This is a genomic window from Rhodococcus sp. NBC_00294 (genome assembly GCF_036163995.1).
Classification (GTDB): domain Bacteria; phylum Actinomycetota; class Actinomycetes; order Mycobacteriales; family Mycobacteriaceae; genus Rhodococcoides.
Map to the genome: position 1 here is coordinate 2035806 of NZ_CP108043.1, position 14120 is coordinate 2049925.

17 protein-coding genes are annotated in these 14120 nt (G+C 67.9%); 8 read left to right on the top strand and 9 right to left on the bottom strand.

The annotated features are described in order from the left end of the window. From OHB23_RS09485 to OHB23_RS09500, 4 genes are read left to right on the top strand one after another with little or no spacing between them, the layout of a single operon-like run. Complete coding sequence (locus tag OHB23_RS09485; protein WP_027504905.1) at positions 1–921, top strand: hypothetical protein; 921 nt, start codon at positions 1–3, stop codon at positions 919–921. After that, a complete protein-coding gene (locus OHB23_RS09490) occupies positions 918–2411 on the top strand; it encodes a flavin-containing monooxygenase (protein ID WP_328811441.1) in 1494 nt (497 codons plus the stop codon). Before OHB23_RS09485 ends, OHB23_RS09490 begins: the two co-directional genes overlap by 4 nt. 44 nt (positions 2412–2455) lie before the next feature. Then, complete coding sequence (locus tag OHB23_RS09495) at positions 2456–3214, top strand: MerR family transcriptional regulator (protein ID WP_328811442.1); 759 nt, start codon at positions 2456–2458, stop codon at positions 3212–3214. 35 nt (positions 3215–3249) lie between these two features. Continuing rightward, complete coding sequence (locus tag OHB23_RS09500) at positions 3250–4284, top strand: SMP-30/gluconolactonase/LRE family protein (protein WP_328811443.1); 1035 nt, start codon at positions 3250–3252, stop codon at positions 4282–4284. 416 nt (positions 4285–4700) lie between these two features. Here the strand turns inward: OHB23_RS09500 and OHB23_RS09505 are convergent, their stop codons facing one another. Continuing rightward, positions 4701–5027: a hypothetical protein gene (locus OHB23_RS09505; protein ID WP_328811444.1), complete on the bottom strand. Its 327-nt coding sequence runs from the start codon at positions 5025–5027 to the stop codon at positions 4701–4703. A gap of 12 nt (positions 5028–5039) precedes the next feature. Continuing rightward, entirely contained in the window at positions 5040–5480 is a 441-nt protein-coding gene (locus OHB23_RS09510; RefSeq protein WP_328811445.1) for a DUF3558 family protein, read from the bottom strand. A gap of 320 nt (positions 5481–5800) precedes the next feature. On the opposite strand from OHB23_RS09510, the gene OHB23_RS09515 reads away from it, so the two are divergent. Further along, the gene (locus tag OHB23_RS09515; protein ID WP_328811446.1) at positions 5801–6166 is read left to right on the top strand and encodes a hypothetical protein; all 366 of its coding nucleotides are present in this window, start codon (positions 5801–5803) and stop codon (positions 6164–6166) included. 1 nt (position 6167) lies between these two features. Here the strand turns inward: OHB23_RS09515 and OHB23_RS09520 are convergent, their stop codons facing one another. After that, a complete protein-coding gene (locus OHB23_RS09520) occupies positions 6168–6821 on the bottom strand; it encodes an NUDIX hydrolase (protein WP_328811447.1) in 654 nt (217 codons plus the stop codon). Between the two features lie 61 nt (positions 6822–6882). On the opposite strand from OHB23_RS09520, the gene OHB23_RS09525 reads away from it, so the two are divergent. Further along, complete coding sequence (locus OHB23_RS09525; protein ID WP_328811448.1) at positions 6883–7806, top strand: ADP-ribosylglycohydrolase family protein; 924 nt, start codon at positions 6883–6885, stop codon at positions 7804–7806. Next, complete coding sequence (locus OHB23_RS09530) at positions 7803–8312, top strand: O-acetyl-ADP-ribose deacetylase (RefSeq protein ID WP_328811449.1); 510 nt, start codon at positions 7803–7805, stop codon at positions 8310–8312. The genes OHB23_RS09525 and OHB23_RS09530 overlap by 4 nt, the downstream gene beginning before the upstream one ends. 4 nt (positions 8313–8316) lie before the next feature. Here OHB23_RS09530 and OHB23_RS09535 read toward each other — a convergent pair whose 3' ends face one another. The 4 genes from OHB23_RS09535 to OHB23_RS09550 are packed head-to-tail and all read right to left on the bottom strand — an operon-like array spanning position 8317 to position 10983. Continuing rightward, a complete protein-coding gene (locus OHB23_RS09535; RefSeq protein ID WP_056448542.1) occupies positions 8317–8742 on the bottom strand; it encodes a DoxX family protein in 426 nt (141 codons plus the stop codon). 10 nt (positions 8743–8752) lie between these two features. Then, entirely contained in the window at positions 8753–8998 is a 246-nt protein-coding gene (locus OHB23_RS09540; RefSeq protein WP_328811450.1) for a hypothetical protein, read from the bottom strand. A gap of 30 nt (positions 8999–9028) precedes the next feature. Beyond that, positions 9029–10045: an agmatine deiminase family protein gene (locus OHB23_RS09545; protein ID WP_328811451.1), complete on the bottom strand. Its 1017-nt coding sequence runs from the start codon at positions 10043–10045 to the stop codon at positions 9029–9031. Next, a complete protein-coding gene (locus tag OHB23_RS09550) occupies positions 10042–10983 on the bottom strand; it encodes a nitrilase-related carbon-nitrogen hydrolase (protein WP_328811452.1) in 942 nt (313 codons plus the stop codon). The genes OHB23_RS09545 and OHB23_RS09550 overlap by 4 nt, the downstream gene beginning before the upstream one ends. Before the next feature lie 82 nt (positions 10984–11065). On the opposite strand from OHB23_RS09550, the gene OHB23_RS09555 reads away from it, so the two are divergent. Continuing rightward, complete coding sequence (locus tag OHB23_RS09555; protein WP_328811453.1) at positions 11066–11668, top strand: TetR/AcrR family transcriptional regulator C-terminal domain-containing protein; 603 nt, start codon at positions 11066–11068, stop codon at positions 11666–11668. An 8-nt stretch (positions 11669–11676) separates the two neighbouring features. Here OHB23_RS09555 and OHB23_RS09560 read toward each other — a convergent pair whose 3' ends face one another. Then, positions 11677–13200, bottom strand: coding sequence for an APC family permease (locus OHB23_RS09560; RefSeq protein ID WP_328811454.1), 1524 nt, complete (start codon positions 13198–13200; stop codon positions 11677–11679). After that, positions 13197–14102 carry a universal stress protein gene (locus OHB23_RS09565; RefSeq protein ID WP_328811455.1) on the bottom strand — a complete coding sequence of 302 codons (906 nt, stop codon included), beginning with the start codon at positions 14100–14102 and terminating at the stop codon, positions 13197–13199. The genes OHB23_RS09560 and OHB23_RS09565 overlap by 4 nt, the downstream gene beginning before the upstream one ends. Between the last annotated feature and the right edge of the window lie 18 nt (positions 14103–14120).

Sequence of the window (14120 nt, forward strand, 5' to 3'; positions counted from 1 at the left end):
ATGGCCTTCGACTTCGACGCCATGCTGGACAAGATCAAGGACCGCCAGTGGTCCCTCGCGGACATCGACTGGGACGCCCCCGGCGCCGAGATGATCCCGCCCGAGCAGCACGCCAAGCTCAAGCCGTTCCTGTCCGATCTCATGTGGATCGAGAACGTCGGCGCGCGCGGATTCGCCGCGATGGCACGCAAGGCGCCCACCGAGACGCTGCGCGAGATCTACCGTTACTTCCACGCGGAGGAGCAGAAGCACGCGAATGCCGAACTGGCACTGATGCGTCGGTGGGGCATGCTCGAGAACGACGAGATCCCGCAGCCGAACGTCAACGTCAAGCTGATCATCGACTGGCTCGACAAGTACTCGGATCAGACGCCGCTCGCCGTGCTGGGCACCGTCATCCCGATGCTCGAGGTCGCGCTCGACGGTGCGCTGGTCAAGTTCATCGTCGACGAGATCGACGACCCGGTCTGCCAGGAAGTGTTCAAGCGCATCAACGCGGACGAGTCGCGGCACCTCGCCGTCGACTTCGAGGTCATCGATCTGCTGGGCCACGCGAAGATGCGCCGCATTCTCGTCGAGACGATCGGCGCCTGGATGCATCCGTCGCTCATCATCGGCACCCTGCGGTACATCCCACTGCTGAACAAGATGCGGGACAACATCGTCGAGATGGGTGTCGACGAGGAGCGCCTCTACACCGCGATGAAGCGCTTCAAGAAGGTGGGCGAACGCAGCGAGTTTCCGAAGCGTCTGCCGATGTACCGCTTCATCAGCTGGCACGGGAGCGTCGTCATCAACCGCGACCACCCGTACCACAAGTTCGCCGACTCGATGGTGACGCTGACGGCCAAGTACCCGAAGCGGCTGCTGCGCCCGCAGCCCACGTGGTCCAAGGAACTCACGTACGAGCCCGTCGCATGACCGAGATTCTCTCCACCGCCATCATCGGAGGCGGATTTGCCGGCATCGGTGCCGCGATCCGGCTTCAGCAACGGGGGATTCGCGACATCGCCATCCTCGAACGCGGCACACGTGCCGGTGGGACCTGGCGTGACAACACGTATCCCGGTGCAGCCTGCGATATTCCGTCCCGCCTGTACTCGTACAGCTTCGCCCCCAATCCGGACTGGTCGCACACCTACTCCGGGAGTGCGGAGATCCTGGGCTACATCGACTCGATGGTCGAGAAGTTCGAGCTGAGCCGCTACCTCCGGTTCGGTCACACCGTCGTGGACGTCACCTGGCACGAGTCCCGGTCGCTCTGGGAGATCTCGGTCCAGGACCGGGAACCCGTCCTCGCCCGCACCATCGTGATGGCGTCGGGACCGCTGGCGAACGTCAGCCTGCCCAAGATCCGCGGCGTCGAGACCTTCGCGGGAGCGAAGATCCACAGCGCCCGGTGGGACCACGACTACGACTTCGCCGGCAAGAAGGTCGCCGTCGTCGGCACCGGAGCCAGCGGCGTGCAGATCGTTCCCGAGCTGGTGAAGGTCGCCGAGTCGGTCAAGGTCTTCCAGCGCACGCCGGGGTGGGTGCTGCCCCGCACCAACTTCCGCACCCGCGGACTGACTCGCGAGATCTACCGCCGCGTGCCCTTCAGTCAGAGCGTCGCGCGCAAGGCCTGGTTCTGGGGCCACGAGTCGGTCGCCCTCGGGGTCGTCTGGAACTCGCCGCTCACGCGCGTGGTGGAGGGAGTGTCGAAGCTGCACCTACGCAGTCAGGTTCCGGATCCGTGGCTGCGGCGCCAGCTGACGCCGGAGTTCCGCGCCGGCTGCAAGCGCCTGCTGATGACCAGCAAGTACTACCCGGCGCTGCAGAAGGACAACTGCACGCTCGTCACCTGGCCCATCGCACAGATCTCCGGGAAGGGAATCCGCACGGTCGAGGGAGTCGAGCATCAGTTCGACGCGATCGTCTTCGCCACCGGGTTCGACGTCTCCAAGACCGGGTCGCCGATCCCTATCACCGGGCGTGACGGGCGCGTCCTCGCCGACGAGTGGAGCCGGGGAGCTCACGCCTACAAGTCGATCGCGGTGTCCGGGTACCCGAACATGTACTTCACGTTCGGGCCCAACTCCGGACCCGGCCACAGCTCCGCCCTGGTCTACATGGAGGCGCAGATCGACTACCTGGTCGATGCCATCGCCACCGCCGTGAATCAGAACTTCGTGCTCGACGTCCGCGCCTCGGTGCAGGCCGAGTACAACGCGGACCTGCAGCAGCGGCTGACCAAGACGACGTGGAACTCGGGGTGCTCGAGCTGGTACCTCACCGAGGACGGTTTCAACGCCACGATGTTCCCGGGCTTCGCCACGCAGTACGTCAAGCAGCTCGAGACGGTGCTGTTGCCGGACTACGCGGTGACGGCGGCAGCGACGGCACCGGTCGACGAGGTCGTCGCCGCGGTGTGACCGAGCGTTAGTCTGGAGGTCCGGCCGAGTGGAGGAGTGAGTCGATGACCGAGTACCGCATCGACGAACTGGCTCATGCCGCGGGCACGACCTCGCGCAACGTCCGGGCCTACCGTGAACGTGGACTGCTCCCGCCCCCGCGCAAGCGGGGGCGGGTCGGCATCTACGACGACTCGCACCTCGCCCGGCTGCGACTGATCGACATCCTGCTCCAGCGCGGCTACACGACCACACACATCAGCGACTTCATCGACGGCTGGGAGAGCGGCAAGGACCTCACCGAGGTTCTCGGTCTGCAGCGCGCCCTCACCGAGCCGTGGTCGACGACCGGCGAGGTGCAGTCGGTCTCCGTCGACGAGGCGCGGGAGATGCTCGGCGACCCTGACGGCGTCCAGCTGTCCAGGCTCGTGGAGTACGGACTCGCGCGTGTCGACGGTGACCGGTGCACGTTCACCGATCCGAAGCTGTTGCAGGGCTTCACCTCCCTCGCGACCTACGGCTTCGGGATCCGCGAGGTCATGGACATCCACGAACGGCTCCATGCGGCCGTCGACGGAATGTCCAAGGACATGATCTCGACTGTGAAGAGTCACATCGTCGACCGCTACGGCGAGGGTTGGATTCCCGAGGGTGACGACGTCCTCCGGGCCACCGAGATGTTGCAGATCATGCGCACTCTCGCAGTCGATTCCGTGCATTCGTTGCTCGGCCGCACACTCGACCGCAACCTGCAGGAGCAGCTCGGCGAGTACCTCGAGGTCGCCATCGACAACACCTCTCGTTCGGACCGTCACACAGCCTGACCTCGCTTTTCGGACCAATGGGGCATGGTGGAGTCATGAACCGCACCAGACTGTCCGCCGCTGTCGCCCTCGCCGGCGCCACCGCCCTCGTTCTGACCAGTTGCTCGTCGTCGAGCGAGGAGGGGCAGGCGACGCCGGCGTCCTCCAGCGCTGCTCCGGCGTCCTCCAGCACTGCTCCGTCGTCGTCGGCGGCGAGTACGTCCTCGAACGCCACCGTCTACACGTTGCCGGGAACCGGCGTGTTCCCCGAGGGCATCACCGCCGACGACGACACCTTCTACGTCTCGTCGACCTCCGACGGCGCCATCTTCCGCGGCACGGTCGGCAACACCACCGTCGAACCGTTCCTGCCCGGTGGACAGGACGGTCGCACCGGCGCGGCGGGACTGGACGTCGACGGGGACGACGACGAGAACACCCTCGTCGTGGCGGGCGGTGCGACCGGCACCGTCTGGATCTATGACGCCGAGTCCGGCGCACTGCGCGGGAAGTTCACCAACGGGCTCGGGCAGGACGCCACCTTCCTCAACGACGTCGTCATCGCCGACAACGGCGACGCCTTCATCACCGACTCGCGCAACCCCACGCTGTGGCGCATCCCGGCGAGCGCCACCGGTGAGGGCCAGTTGGAGCCGTTCGTCGACTTCACCGGATCCCCGTTCGCGTACGGCGAGGGCTTCAACGCCAACGGCATCGTCGAGGCGGACGACGACAACGCGTTGGTGATCGTGCAGTCCAGCACCGGCAACCTGTACCGCGTGGCCCGCGACTCCAAGGCCGTCACGCAGGTGGACCTCGGCGGCGCGACACTTCAGAACGGCGACGGCATGGAGATGGAGGACGACACGCTCTACGTGGTTCGCAACCGCGACAGCCTCATCGCCACAGTCGATCTCGACGACGACGGCAACCGTGGGCGGGTGACCGGTGAGATCACCGACCCCAGCTTCGCCTACCCCACCACCGTCGCCGACGTCGACGATCAGCTGCTGGTGGTCAACAGCCAGTTCGACAAGCGTGGGGGCACTCCGGTGGAGCCCTTCACCGTGGTCGGTGTGACTGAGCGGTAGGGGTCGGGATTGGGGTGTGCGCTGGTTGCGTGAGGTGCGGTCGGTCGGTCGGTGCGTGCGCGTCGGTGGTTGGCGGCTCGTGGCGGTGGTGTGCGCGGGTTGCGTGGTGCGCACACCCCTTTCCGCCGGCTGAGTTGGGTGTGGGCGGCTGGAAGTAGTGCGGGTCGGTCGGATGGGTGGTGGTTGCCGGTGGTTGGCGGCTCGTGGCGGTGTGTGCACGGGTTGCGTGGTGCGCACACCCCTTTCCGCCGGCTGAGTTGGGTGTGGGCGGCTGGAAGTAGTGCGGGTCGGTCGGCTGGGTGGTGCTTTGCCGGTGGTTGTCGGCTCGTGGCGGTGGTGTGCGCGGGTTGCGTGGTGCGCACACCCCTTTCCGCCGGCGGAGCGGGGTGTGGGCGGCTGGAAGTAGTGCGGGTCGGTCAGCGAGGGCCGGTGTTGCCGATGCGGGACGTCGAGTCGTCCTCCGTTTCCTTGTACCCGCGACCCGCTTCGAGGAAGGCCTCGCGGAGGTTGGTGACGGCGGCGATGTGGGCCGCGAGCACGGAGCGCAGTGAACCCTCCGGGCCATGGGTGAGGTCGGAGTACTTGCGCTCCAACGCGAGTCCGGAGGGCAGAGTCCCGAAGCCGCCCGAGAGAGTGCTCTGTGTGACGGAGTACGACAGTGCGTCGAGGCCCTCGACGAATCGCGAGCAGGCTTGCGCGCATCGTTCCGCCTGATGCGCATCGGTGATCAGATCGCGAGTCACAGCGCTCTTCTTTCAGTTCGGTAGGTACGGAGCTAAGGCGGTCGCCGATGCAATGGCAGCCGCACACGGATCGTTCTCCGAGACCACGGACAGCTTGACGTCGATCAGCACGGTGATGACCCCGCGTGCCCATGGGAACGCCACAACGCAGTTGCGGTCAGAGGCAATGTCGAGTTGGTAGGTCATAGCGTCAGTTCGCTGATCGATCAGCACAGCGTCCGCGTTCACGGTGGTGTCGTTACGGCGTATCTCTTCCATGGTCCGAGTTGTCGACTGCACGCCGAGGAAGTGACTCGCGCTGGTCCAGGTGCAGTATCGCCACTGATCGGAATTCAGTGGACCACTGTCGTCCTTTGTCGCCGGATCTGCCCCCGCCGCCCGGATGGCCTCGTCGGGTATCACGGTGCAGGGGTCGAAGAGTTCCATCGCGACCGGCTCGGCGGTGCCGCTCATCCCACCGCACCCGGTGAGCGACGCGACGACTGCCGCGACAGCGAGTACCCCACAGTTCCTGCGCACACGTCGTTGGACGCACGCTCCGCTCCTGCGGTTCCGTGCTCCCACTGCACACAACGGTGTCCCCACGGGCACATCCGACCATCCGGAACCGTTCTGTGTGCAGAAATGCGCGCCGGGAACCGAGCGGGTGGTTGCGGCGTCGAACGCTGTACCGCGCCACGGCGGACGATCGGAAGGCCTTCACCATGCACTCGACCACTCTGCCCGTTCCTTCCAGCGGCATCGGAAGTCGCACCAACGCAACATAATTGGCGGTGCTCGTCGCGTTCGCGACCCAGTGTGCGGTGGCGTGTGTCGCCGCGATCGCGGGATTCGGCGCCGTCGTCGTCAGTGCCCTCGCTGCCTTCGCGAGTGCGGACGAGTCGCCCGGCGCGATGTTCGTGGGCTCACTCGCCGATGCGTGGGCGTTCATTCTCGTCGTCGCTGCGGTGGGGCACGGGGTGCTCGCGACGATGATCGTGCAACGCCGACGTTCGGCACGCGTCGTCGTGACGGCAGTGGCCCTCGTGTGGGCGGTGGCGCTGGTGCACTCCCCGATGGTGTGGCCGTTGGTGGTGGTGCAGGCGGGTTCTGCGCTGGCGTGGTGGATCCCGACGCCACGGCGCCCGACCCCCAACTGACTCACACGAGCAGCGCGGCGATGGACCCGGCAAACGTCTCGTCGGGCCTGCGTTCGTAGAGCTCGGCGGGGCGTCCGCCCGCAGCCGACGTGGTGGCGCCCGTACCGACTAGCGCCCCGATCACATGACGGCGGAAGGTGTCCTTGCGCAGCGGGCGGTCGAACACGGTCTCGTACAGGGTGCGCAGATCGAGCAGCGTGAAGGTGGTTCCCAGCAGGTGCGACGGATCAGGACGGGTGAGGTAGCGAGACCGCAGGTCGCCCACGGCGGCGGACACCATGTCGGCGTGGTCGAAGGCCATCGGTTCCACAGGCCGATCCGCCTCGACGGCCAGGAGATCGGTGCCGGAAGGCAGGGAGTCGGTGGGCGCCTCCGCGCAGTGTGCCATCGACAGGACCCATCCTCGATCGTCGCGGTCGGGAGCGTCGAACATCCGGATCTGATGGAACTCGACGCCGTCGATGCCGGCCTTGGTGCTCAACGCGCGCCTCGCCGCATCTGCGAGCGTCTCGCCCGGATGCAGGAATGTGCCGGGAAGTGCAGCTCCCCAGGGTGATTCCACCGTCACCACGTTCAGCGTTCCGCCGTGGACGGTGAGAACGGCGACGTCGACAGCGACGGACGGTCGTGGGTACGACGTCAGATCGGAGGGCATGGGTTGCAGCTTAGCGCAGTGGTGCGTTATGGTTAGCGCACAAACGAGCAAAGGGGACGACATGAAGCTGACCGACGAACAGAAGAACCGTGCCGAGGGCGTCGTGCTCGGCACCGCAGCCGGTGACGCACTGGGTGCCGTATACGAGTTCGGCTACCCGACGCCCGAGACGGTGATCGACATGATCGGCGGCGGCACCTTCGACTGGGCGCCCGGCGAGTGGACGGACGACACGTCGATGGCCCTCTGTATCGCCGAGGCGCTGGTGGAGGGCCGGGGACTCGACGGCGTCGCGGCGAACTTCGTGGCCTGGATCGACACGAACCCGGCGGACGTCGGTATCCAGACGCGAACGGTGCTGTCCCGGCGCAGCAGGTCGGCTGCCGAGATGACCGCCGTCGCCGCAGGACTGTCCGGCAGGACAGGCGGCAACGGTTCGCTGATGAGAACTGCCCCGGTGGCGCTGGCGTATCTCGACGACCCGGTTCAGCTCTCGGTGGCCGCTGCGCAGATCAGCGCCCTGACGCACAGTGATCCGCAGGCGGGGGAGGCATGCCAGATCTGGAGTGCCGGCATCCGGCACGCCGTCCTGCACGGCAACTACGACGGCATCTCGCTGTACCTCGACGCGGCGGAGCCGTCGGTGCGCGACACCTGGGCGCCGTTGCTCGACGCCGCGGAGAAGGGGCGCCCGTCGGACTTCGACAGGAACGGGTGGGTGGTGCACGCGCTCCAGACGGCCTGGTCGGCCATCACGACCACCGAGGAGAACGTGGACCAGCTGACAGCGGCGCTGGAGGCGTGTGTCCGCGCGGGCGGCGACACCGACACCACCGCGGCCATAGCCGGTGGGCTTCTCGGCGCACGCTGGGGCGCCTCGGTGATCCCCGAGGCGTGGACCACGATCCTGCACGGGTACCCCGGACGACGAGCCGCGGACCTCGCGGATCTGGGACGTCGCCTCGCAGAAGGAGCAGCAGCATGAGTGTCATCGACGTGGTCACCGGAGACATCACCACCGTGCGCGCGGACGTGATCGTCAATGCCGCCAACTCGACCCTCCTCGGTGGAGGCGGGGTGGACGGCGCCATCCACCGCGCAGGCGGACGAGAGATCCTCGACGCCTGCAAGCTTCTGCGTGCGACGACCCTCCCGAACGGACTCGACACGGGTGCCGCCGTTGCGACGCCCGCAGGCCGTCTGCCGGCGAGGTGGGTCGTCCACACGGTGGGGCCGCGGTACTCGGCACGCGAGGACCGCTCGCCGATCCTGCGCGCAGCGTACGAGCGCTCCCTTCTCCTGGCTCACTCGCTCGGAGCATCCTCGATCGCGTTCCCGCTCATCTCGGGCGGTGCGTACGGATGGCCGGTGGAGCTCGCGGTCGCCGAACAGGTGCGCGCGGTGACGTCGGCGCCCGTGTCCGTTGATCTCGTGACCCTGGTGGCCTACTCGGCCGAGGTGCACCGCATGACGACGCGGGCCGTCGGCTGACCGGTCATCGCCGACGTGCTCGCCACGCCGACCAGGCGCCGGTGGCCCACAGAGCCCAGATCACCAGCAATGGCTGGAACAGCAGCCGGATACCTCGTGCCCGATCGGTGTCCAGCCCGAAAGCGTCTGTGTGCGTCACGAACTGAGAGATGTTGCCCGGGAACACGGCGACGAAGAACAGTGCCGTGACCCACCCCACCGCCACCCGGTACCGCGTCAGGGCGACGAGAGCCAGGCCCAGCACCACCTCGACGACACCCGATGCGACCACCACGAGATCGGTGTCGAGCGGCATCCACGTCGGTACCTGCGCGGCGAACTCCTGTCGGGCCCAGAACAGGTGGCTCAGTCCGGCGAACACCAGGAACGCGCCGAGGACGAGCCGCCCGACGATACGAGGCACGGTCGCAGGGGCGGGGCGCGTGGTCATGCCTGCCACCCTACGAGGCGCCGCGCTGCCGGTCCGGTCGGCCGAGAACGCGGCCAAGCTCCTCGTGCGCGTAGACCCTGTTCTCGCAGTAGACGGCGCCGCCGACGCACTCCTCGTCGTCGCAGTCGCAGAACCTGTACGGCTCCGCGTTCCAGCCGCTGCCGTACTGCGACCCCGGCTCCGCGACGAGTGCGGCGACCTCGCGCACCGTCCTCTGCTCGCTGCGTCTGCGCTGCCCCCGGCGATGTCCGCCCATGTCCGTCCCCCCGTTGTCGGTGGCGTCACGCTAGGGGAGGGGTACGACAGGCGCCGGCTGATGTTGAGTGATGCAGTGGATGCCGCCGCCCCGGGCGAACAGCGGCCGGGCGTCGACGCTCACGACGCGTCGGCCGGGATAGGCCTCGGACAGGATGCGCACCGCCTCGTCGTCGTTCGGATCGTCGAAGCTGCAGGCGATGACCCCGCCGTTGACCACGTAGTGGTTGATGTAGCTGTAGTCGACGACGCCCTCGTCGTCCCGCAGCACGGTCGGTGCGGGAACCGGAACGACACGGAGTCCCTCCCGGGTGAGGAGATCCATGACGTCGCGGCTGATCTCGTGGTCCGGATGCGCGGGGTCGCGCTGATCGTGCACGAGGGCGACGCCCGGCGTCGGCATCGCGGCGACGATGTCCACGTGGCCGCGGGTGCCGTAGGTCTCGGAGTCCCGAGTCAGGCCGCGCGGCAACCAGATCGCGCGATCGACACCGAGAGTGCGGGACAGCTCCGCCTCGACGTCCTGCTTCGACCAGGTGGGGTTGCGTCCGCTGTCGAGCTGCACCGTGTCGGTGAGGAGGACGGTTCCGGCGCCGTCGACCTGGATGCCGCCGCCCTCGTTGACCATGTCGGACGCGACGACGGGAACGCCGGCCGCCCGCGCCACCAGTGCACCGATCCGGGCGTCGTTCTCCCACGTCGCCCACTCCTGCGCGCCCCACCCGTTGAAGACCCAGTCCACCGCGCCGACGGTTCCGTCGTCCGAGACCACGAAGGTCGGCCCGATGTCGCGCATCCACGCGTCGTCGAGAGGTGCCTCGAGGATCGTGATGCCCGATCCCAGGTACTCCGCGGCGACGCGGGCCTCACGGAGATCCACCACGACGGTCACCGGCTCGAACTCGGCCACTGCGCGGGCGACGGCGGCCCACGTCGTGCGAGCCTCGTGGCGCTCCTCCTCGGTGTCACCGAGCGAGTAACCGGGGCTTGGGAACGCCATCCAGGTGCGCTCGTGCGGTTCGCCCTCGGCGGGCATGCGCCACGTCACCGGGTACCCGCCACGGGCCGGGTGAGGGTGCCGTACGTGTCCGGACGTCGGGTGTCGAGGAACGGGAACAGCGTCAGCCAGTCGCCACGCTGGTCGAGGTCGAGATCGGCGACCAGGACGGCCGAGCGGTCGCGGGGAGCCGACACGAGAACGCGGCCGTACGGGTCGGAGATGAACGAGGAACCGTAGAACGTGATGGCGCCCTCGTCACCGTGGCGGTTGGGTACCACCATGAACGTGCCGTTCGCGATGCCGTTGCCGACGATGACCTGCTGCCAGAGAGGTTGGGTGTCGAAGTCGGGATGATCCGGCTCCGAGCCGATGGCCGTCGGATAGACCAGGACCTCCGCGCCGGCCACCGAGTAGGCCCGCGCGACCTCGGGGAACCACTCGTCCCAGCACGTCGGCATTCCCAGTGCGAGGTCCGCCGCACGGTGCACGGGGTACGGGTCGTCGGCAGGTCCGGGGCGGAAGTACGTGTCCTCGTGGTAGCCGGCGGTGACGGGAATGTGCAGTTTCCGAGTCCGGGCCGTCACCTCGCCGGCGGGCGAGACCAAGACGGCGGTGTTGTACCCGAGGCCGTCGCCGACGGCGTCGTCGCGTTCGTACAACGACGCGTGCACGACGATGCCGTGACGCGCGGCGGCCTCGGCGGCGAAGGTGACCGTCGGCCCGGTGGCCAGGTCCTCCGCGCTGCGGCCCGGGTTCTCGCCGCCCGGCACGAACGCCGGGTAGCGGCTGAGGGTCAGCTCCGGGAGGAAGACGATGCGAGCGCCTTCCCCTGCCGCAGTGGCGATCCCGTCCTCCAGTTCGGCGCGCAACACGCTCGGATCCTCGTGCCACCGATGCTGCACCAGCGCCACTCGTACCGGTGGGCGGCCGGGCTCGCGCGTGCGGGCGGGCGACGGCGGCGGGGTGGTGGCGGTGATGGTCAGCATCGGGTGTCCTCGTCCGTAAAACGAATGTGATTCGTTAAGTATGGTGTGACGACGGCCCGAACGCAAGAGGAAGGAGCCGGCGATGCCGCGTCCGTCGACACGGTTGCTGTCCACCGACCTGATCACCGATGCCGCGCTCGCGCTGGTCGATCGGCACGGCGACTTCACGATGCCGGGACTCGCCGAGCGGCTGGCGGTGCGGCCGTCGTCGTTGTACAACCACGTGGCGGGGCGGGCCGAGATCGTGGAATTGATGCGTACGCGCATGATGGCGGGCATCGAGATCCCGGCCGACTCCCGCGACTGGAGTGAGGCGGTCTCCCGCATCGCGCAGGAGTACCGCCGCCACTACGCCCGACATCCGCGCGCCATCCCGCTGTTCACGGCGCACACGGTAAGCTCCGCCGTGGCGTTCGACATGTACAACGCGTTGGCGACGGCCCTGTCCGACGGCGGCTACGCGCCCGCCGAGGTGCTGCACGCGATCACCGCCGTCGACAGTTTCGTCCTGGGGTCAGCGCTCGATCTCGCAGCGCCCGAACAGGTCTGGGCCTCGGCCGACGAAGCGAACGACGCCATGCGCGCGGCGCTGGAGACCTCGGGCGCCGGCCGCGCGGACGCGGCGTTCGAGTTCGGGCTCGCAGTGCTCGTCGCGGGGCTGCAGGCACGCTCGCCTCTCAGCTGACGAGCCTCTCACCCCACCAGGTCGGCTTCGTCTTTCAGAGCCTCGGTGTCGACGGTGAGCGTCTCGCCGCGGAAGAACGCCGGCGTCACGAAGCGCATGACCATCATGAGAACCGCACCCACGATGAGGATGCCGAAGCCCAGGAAGAACACCAGTCCGATGCCGCCGATCTCGGCGCCGCTGCCGTTCTCCGGGTCCATGCTCTCCTCGACCGAGACGACGAACACCGCCAACAGGACCAGGCCACCGAGCAACGGGAAGATCAACCGGAACACCGTGTTCCGAACGCTGGCGAACAGGGTTCGGCGGAAGTGCCACACGCAGGCGAACGCGGTGATGCCGTAGTACCAGCAGATCATGATGCCCAGTGCCGCGATGGTGTCGATCAGGGTGTTCTCCGACAGGAAGGTCACCGCCGTGTAGAAGACCGCCGTGATCACACCGGCCGCGACGGTGGCGGCGGAGGGGACGAGGAACCGCGGGCTCACCTCGGCGAGCTTCTTGGGGAAGGCGCCGTAAGCCGCCATCGCGAGCGACGTCCGCGCCGCCGGCAGGAACGTGGTCTGCAGGCTGGCGATCGAGGAGACGAAGACCGCGAGGTAGAGCAGCATGCCGCCCCAGCTGCCGAGTACCGGATCGGCCAGGGCACCGAAGACGTTCTCCGCGTTGTCGGGATTGCCGAGCCCCAGGCCCTCCTCGCCGACACCGGCGTACATCATCGCCGCGACCGCGACGAGCAGGTAGGTCAGCAGGATGGTCGCGACGCACAGCAGCCCCGCGCGCCCCGGTGTCTTCGTGGGGTTCTTGGACTCCTCGCCCAGCGTCAGGCACGTGTCCCATCCCCAGAACGCGAAGATCGAGCCGGTGACGCCGATGACGAAGGCGCCCATGGTGAGTCCGCTGAACGGATCGAACCAGCCGACGTCGAACGACAACCCGGCCGGTGCGTCCCCCGCGCCGACGTGGACCAGCGCGACGACGGCGAACGCGATCAACAGCACCATCTGGAAGCCGACGAGCGCGAACTGGAGCTTCTCGCTCGTCGTGATCCCCCGGCTGGCCACCCACGTGGCGAGAGCGATGAACACGACCGTCGTACCGACGTTGACCAGTTTGTTGCCCGGCAGGTCGGCGATGGAGGGAGTGTCGAACAGCTTCGCGATGAACAGGTAGAAGAACTGCACGGCGATGGCCGCGAGGTTGGAGAGCACGATGATGGTCGCGATGACCATGCCCCAGCCGCACATCCAGCCCACGTAGGGCCCGAAGGCCTTGGTGGACCAGGTGAACGAGGCGCCGCAGTCGGGAGAGTCGGAGTTCAACTCCCGGTACGCGTAGGCGGTGAGGAACATGGGGATGAACCCGGCGATGAAGATGGCCGGCATCTTCAGGCCCACCGCGGCGACGATCAACCCGATGCTGGCGGTGAGCGTGTATCCGGGTGCGACGGACGAGATGCCGAGAACGGCGCCGGACAACGTGCCGATCCGTCCGATGGCCAGTCCCTTGGACGACGTGAGTTCACTGCTCATCGGGAAGCCTCCGTCGGATCGGTGCTGCTGGGCATGTCGGAACGGAACTCGGTGCTGGGCACCACCACCATGGGAACGGGCAGTGCCCGCAACATCTTCGACGCGGTCGAGCCGAGGAACAGGCGGCGCGGTTGTGCGAGTCGGCTGGACCCGACGACGACCACGTCGCCGTCCTCCCACGTCAGACCGGACACCGCGGCCTCGACCGTCGAGCCGTCGGCAACCGAGGACGTCACCGTCAGACTATCGGGCAGACCGGACCGGGCGGCGTCGAGCATCTGCTGTGCGTGGTCGATGGCGCGTGCCTCTCGGTCCGGGTCGCGCAGGGACTCGATGTCGGAGGTGTCGTCGAGCGGAACGAGCGAGAGCAGTCGCAGCGACGTGTGCATCCGCTCGCACGACCGGACCGCGGTGCGTAGCACGAGGTCGGCGCCCGTGCGGGTGCCCATGGCACACGTCACCTCGCGGATCCGGTCGGCTGTCGACGTGCGATACCCGAACGGCGCCAGGGCCAACGGGATCGGGGCGGAGTGCAGCAGCTCGGTCGACACGGTGCCCAGAGTGTGGCGTCCGAGCAGGCCGTCCTTGGCGCCACCGACGACGATGGCGTCCGACCCGAGCCGCGCCGCCTCGTCCATGAGGCCGGACGAGAACGACTCCGAGAAGCTCAGATGCACCGCGGTCTCGATGTCGTCGGGCACCGACGCGGCTGCCTGGTCGAGCCACGCCCGGCCGCGCTGGGCGAGCAGTTCGGCGAACCTGGCCTCGGCCGGGACGGCGCGGTCGGGCGGCACCACCATGCAGATGTCCAACGCCGCACCCAGACTGCGGGCCAGCTGCACACCCAGGACGAGCCCGTCCTCTCCTGTGGGAGTGGCGAGATAACCGACGATCAACCGCATGGTGCGTCCCTTCGGGAA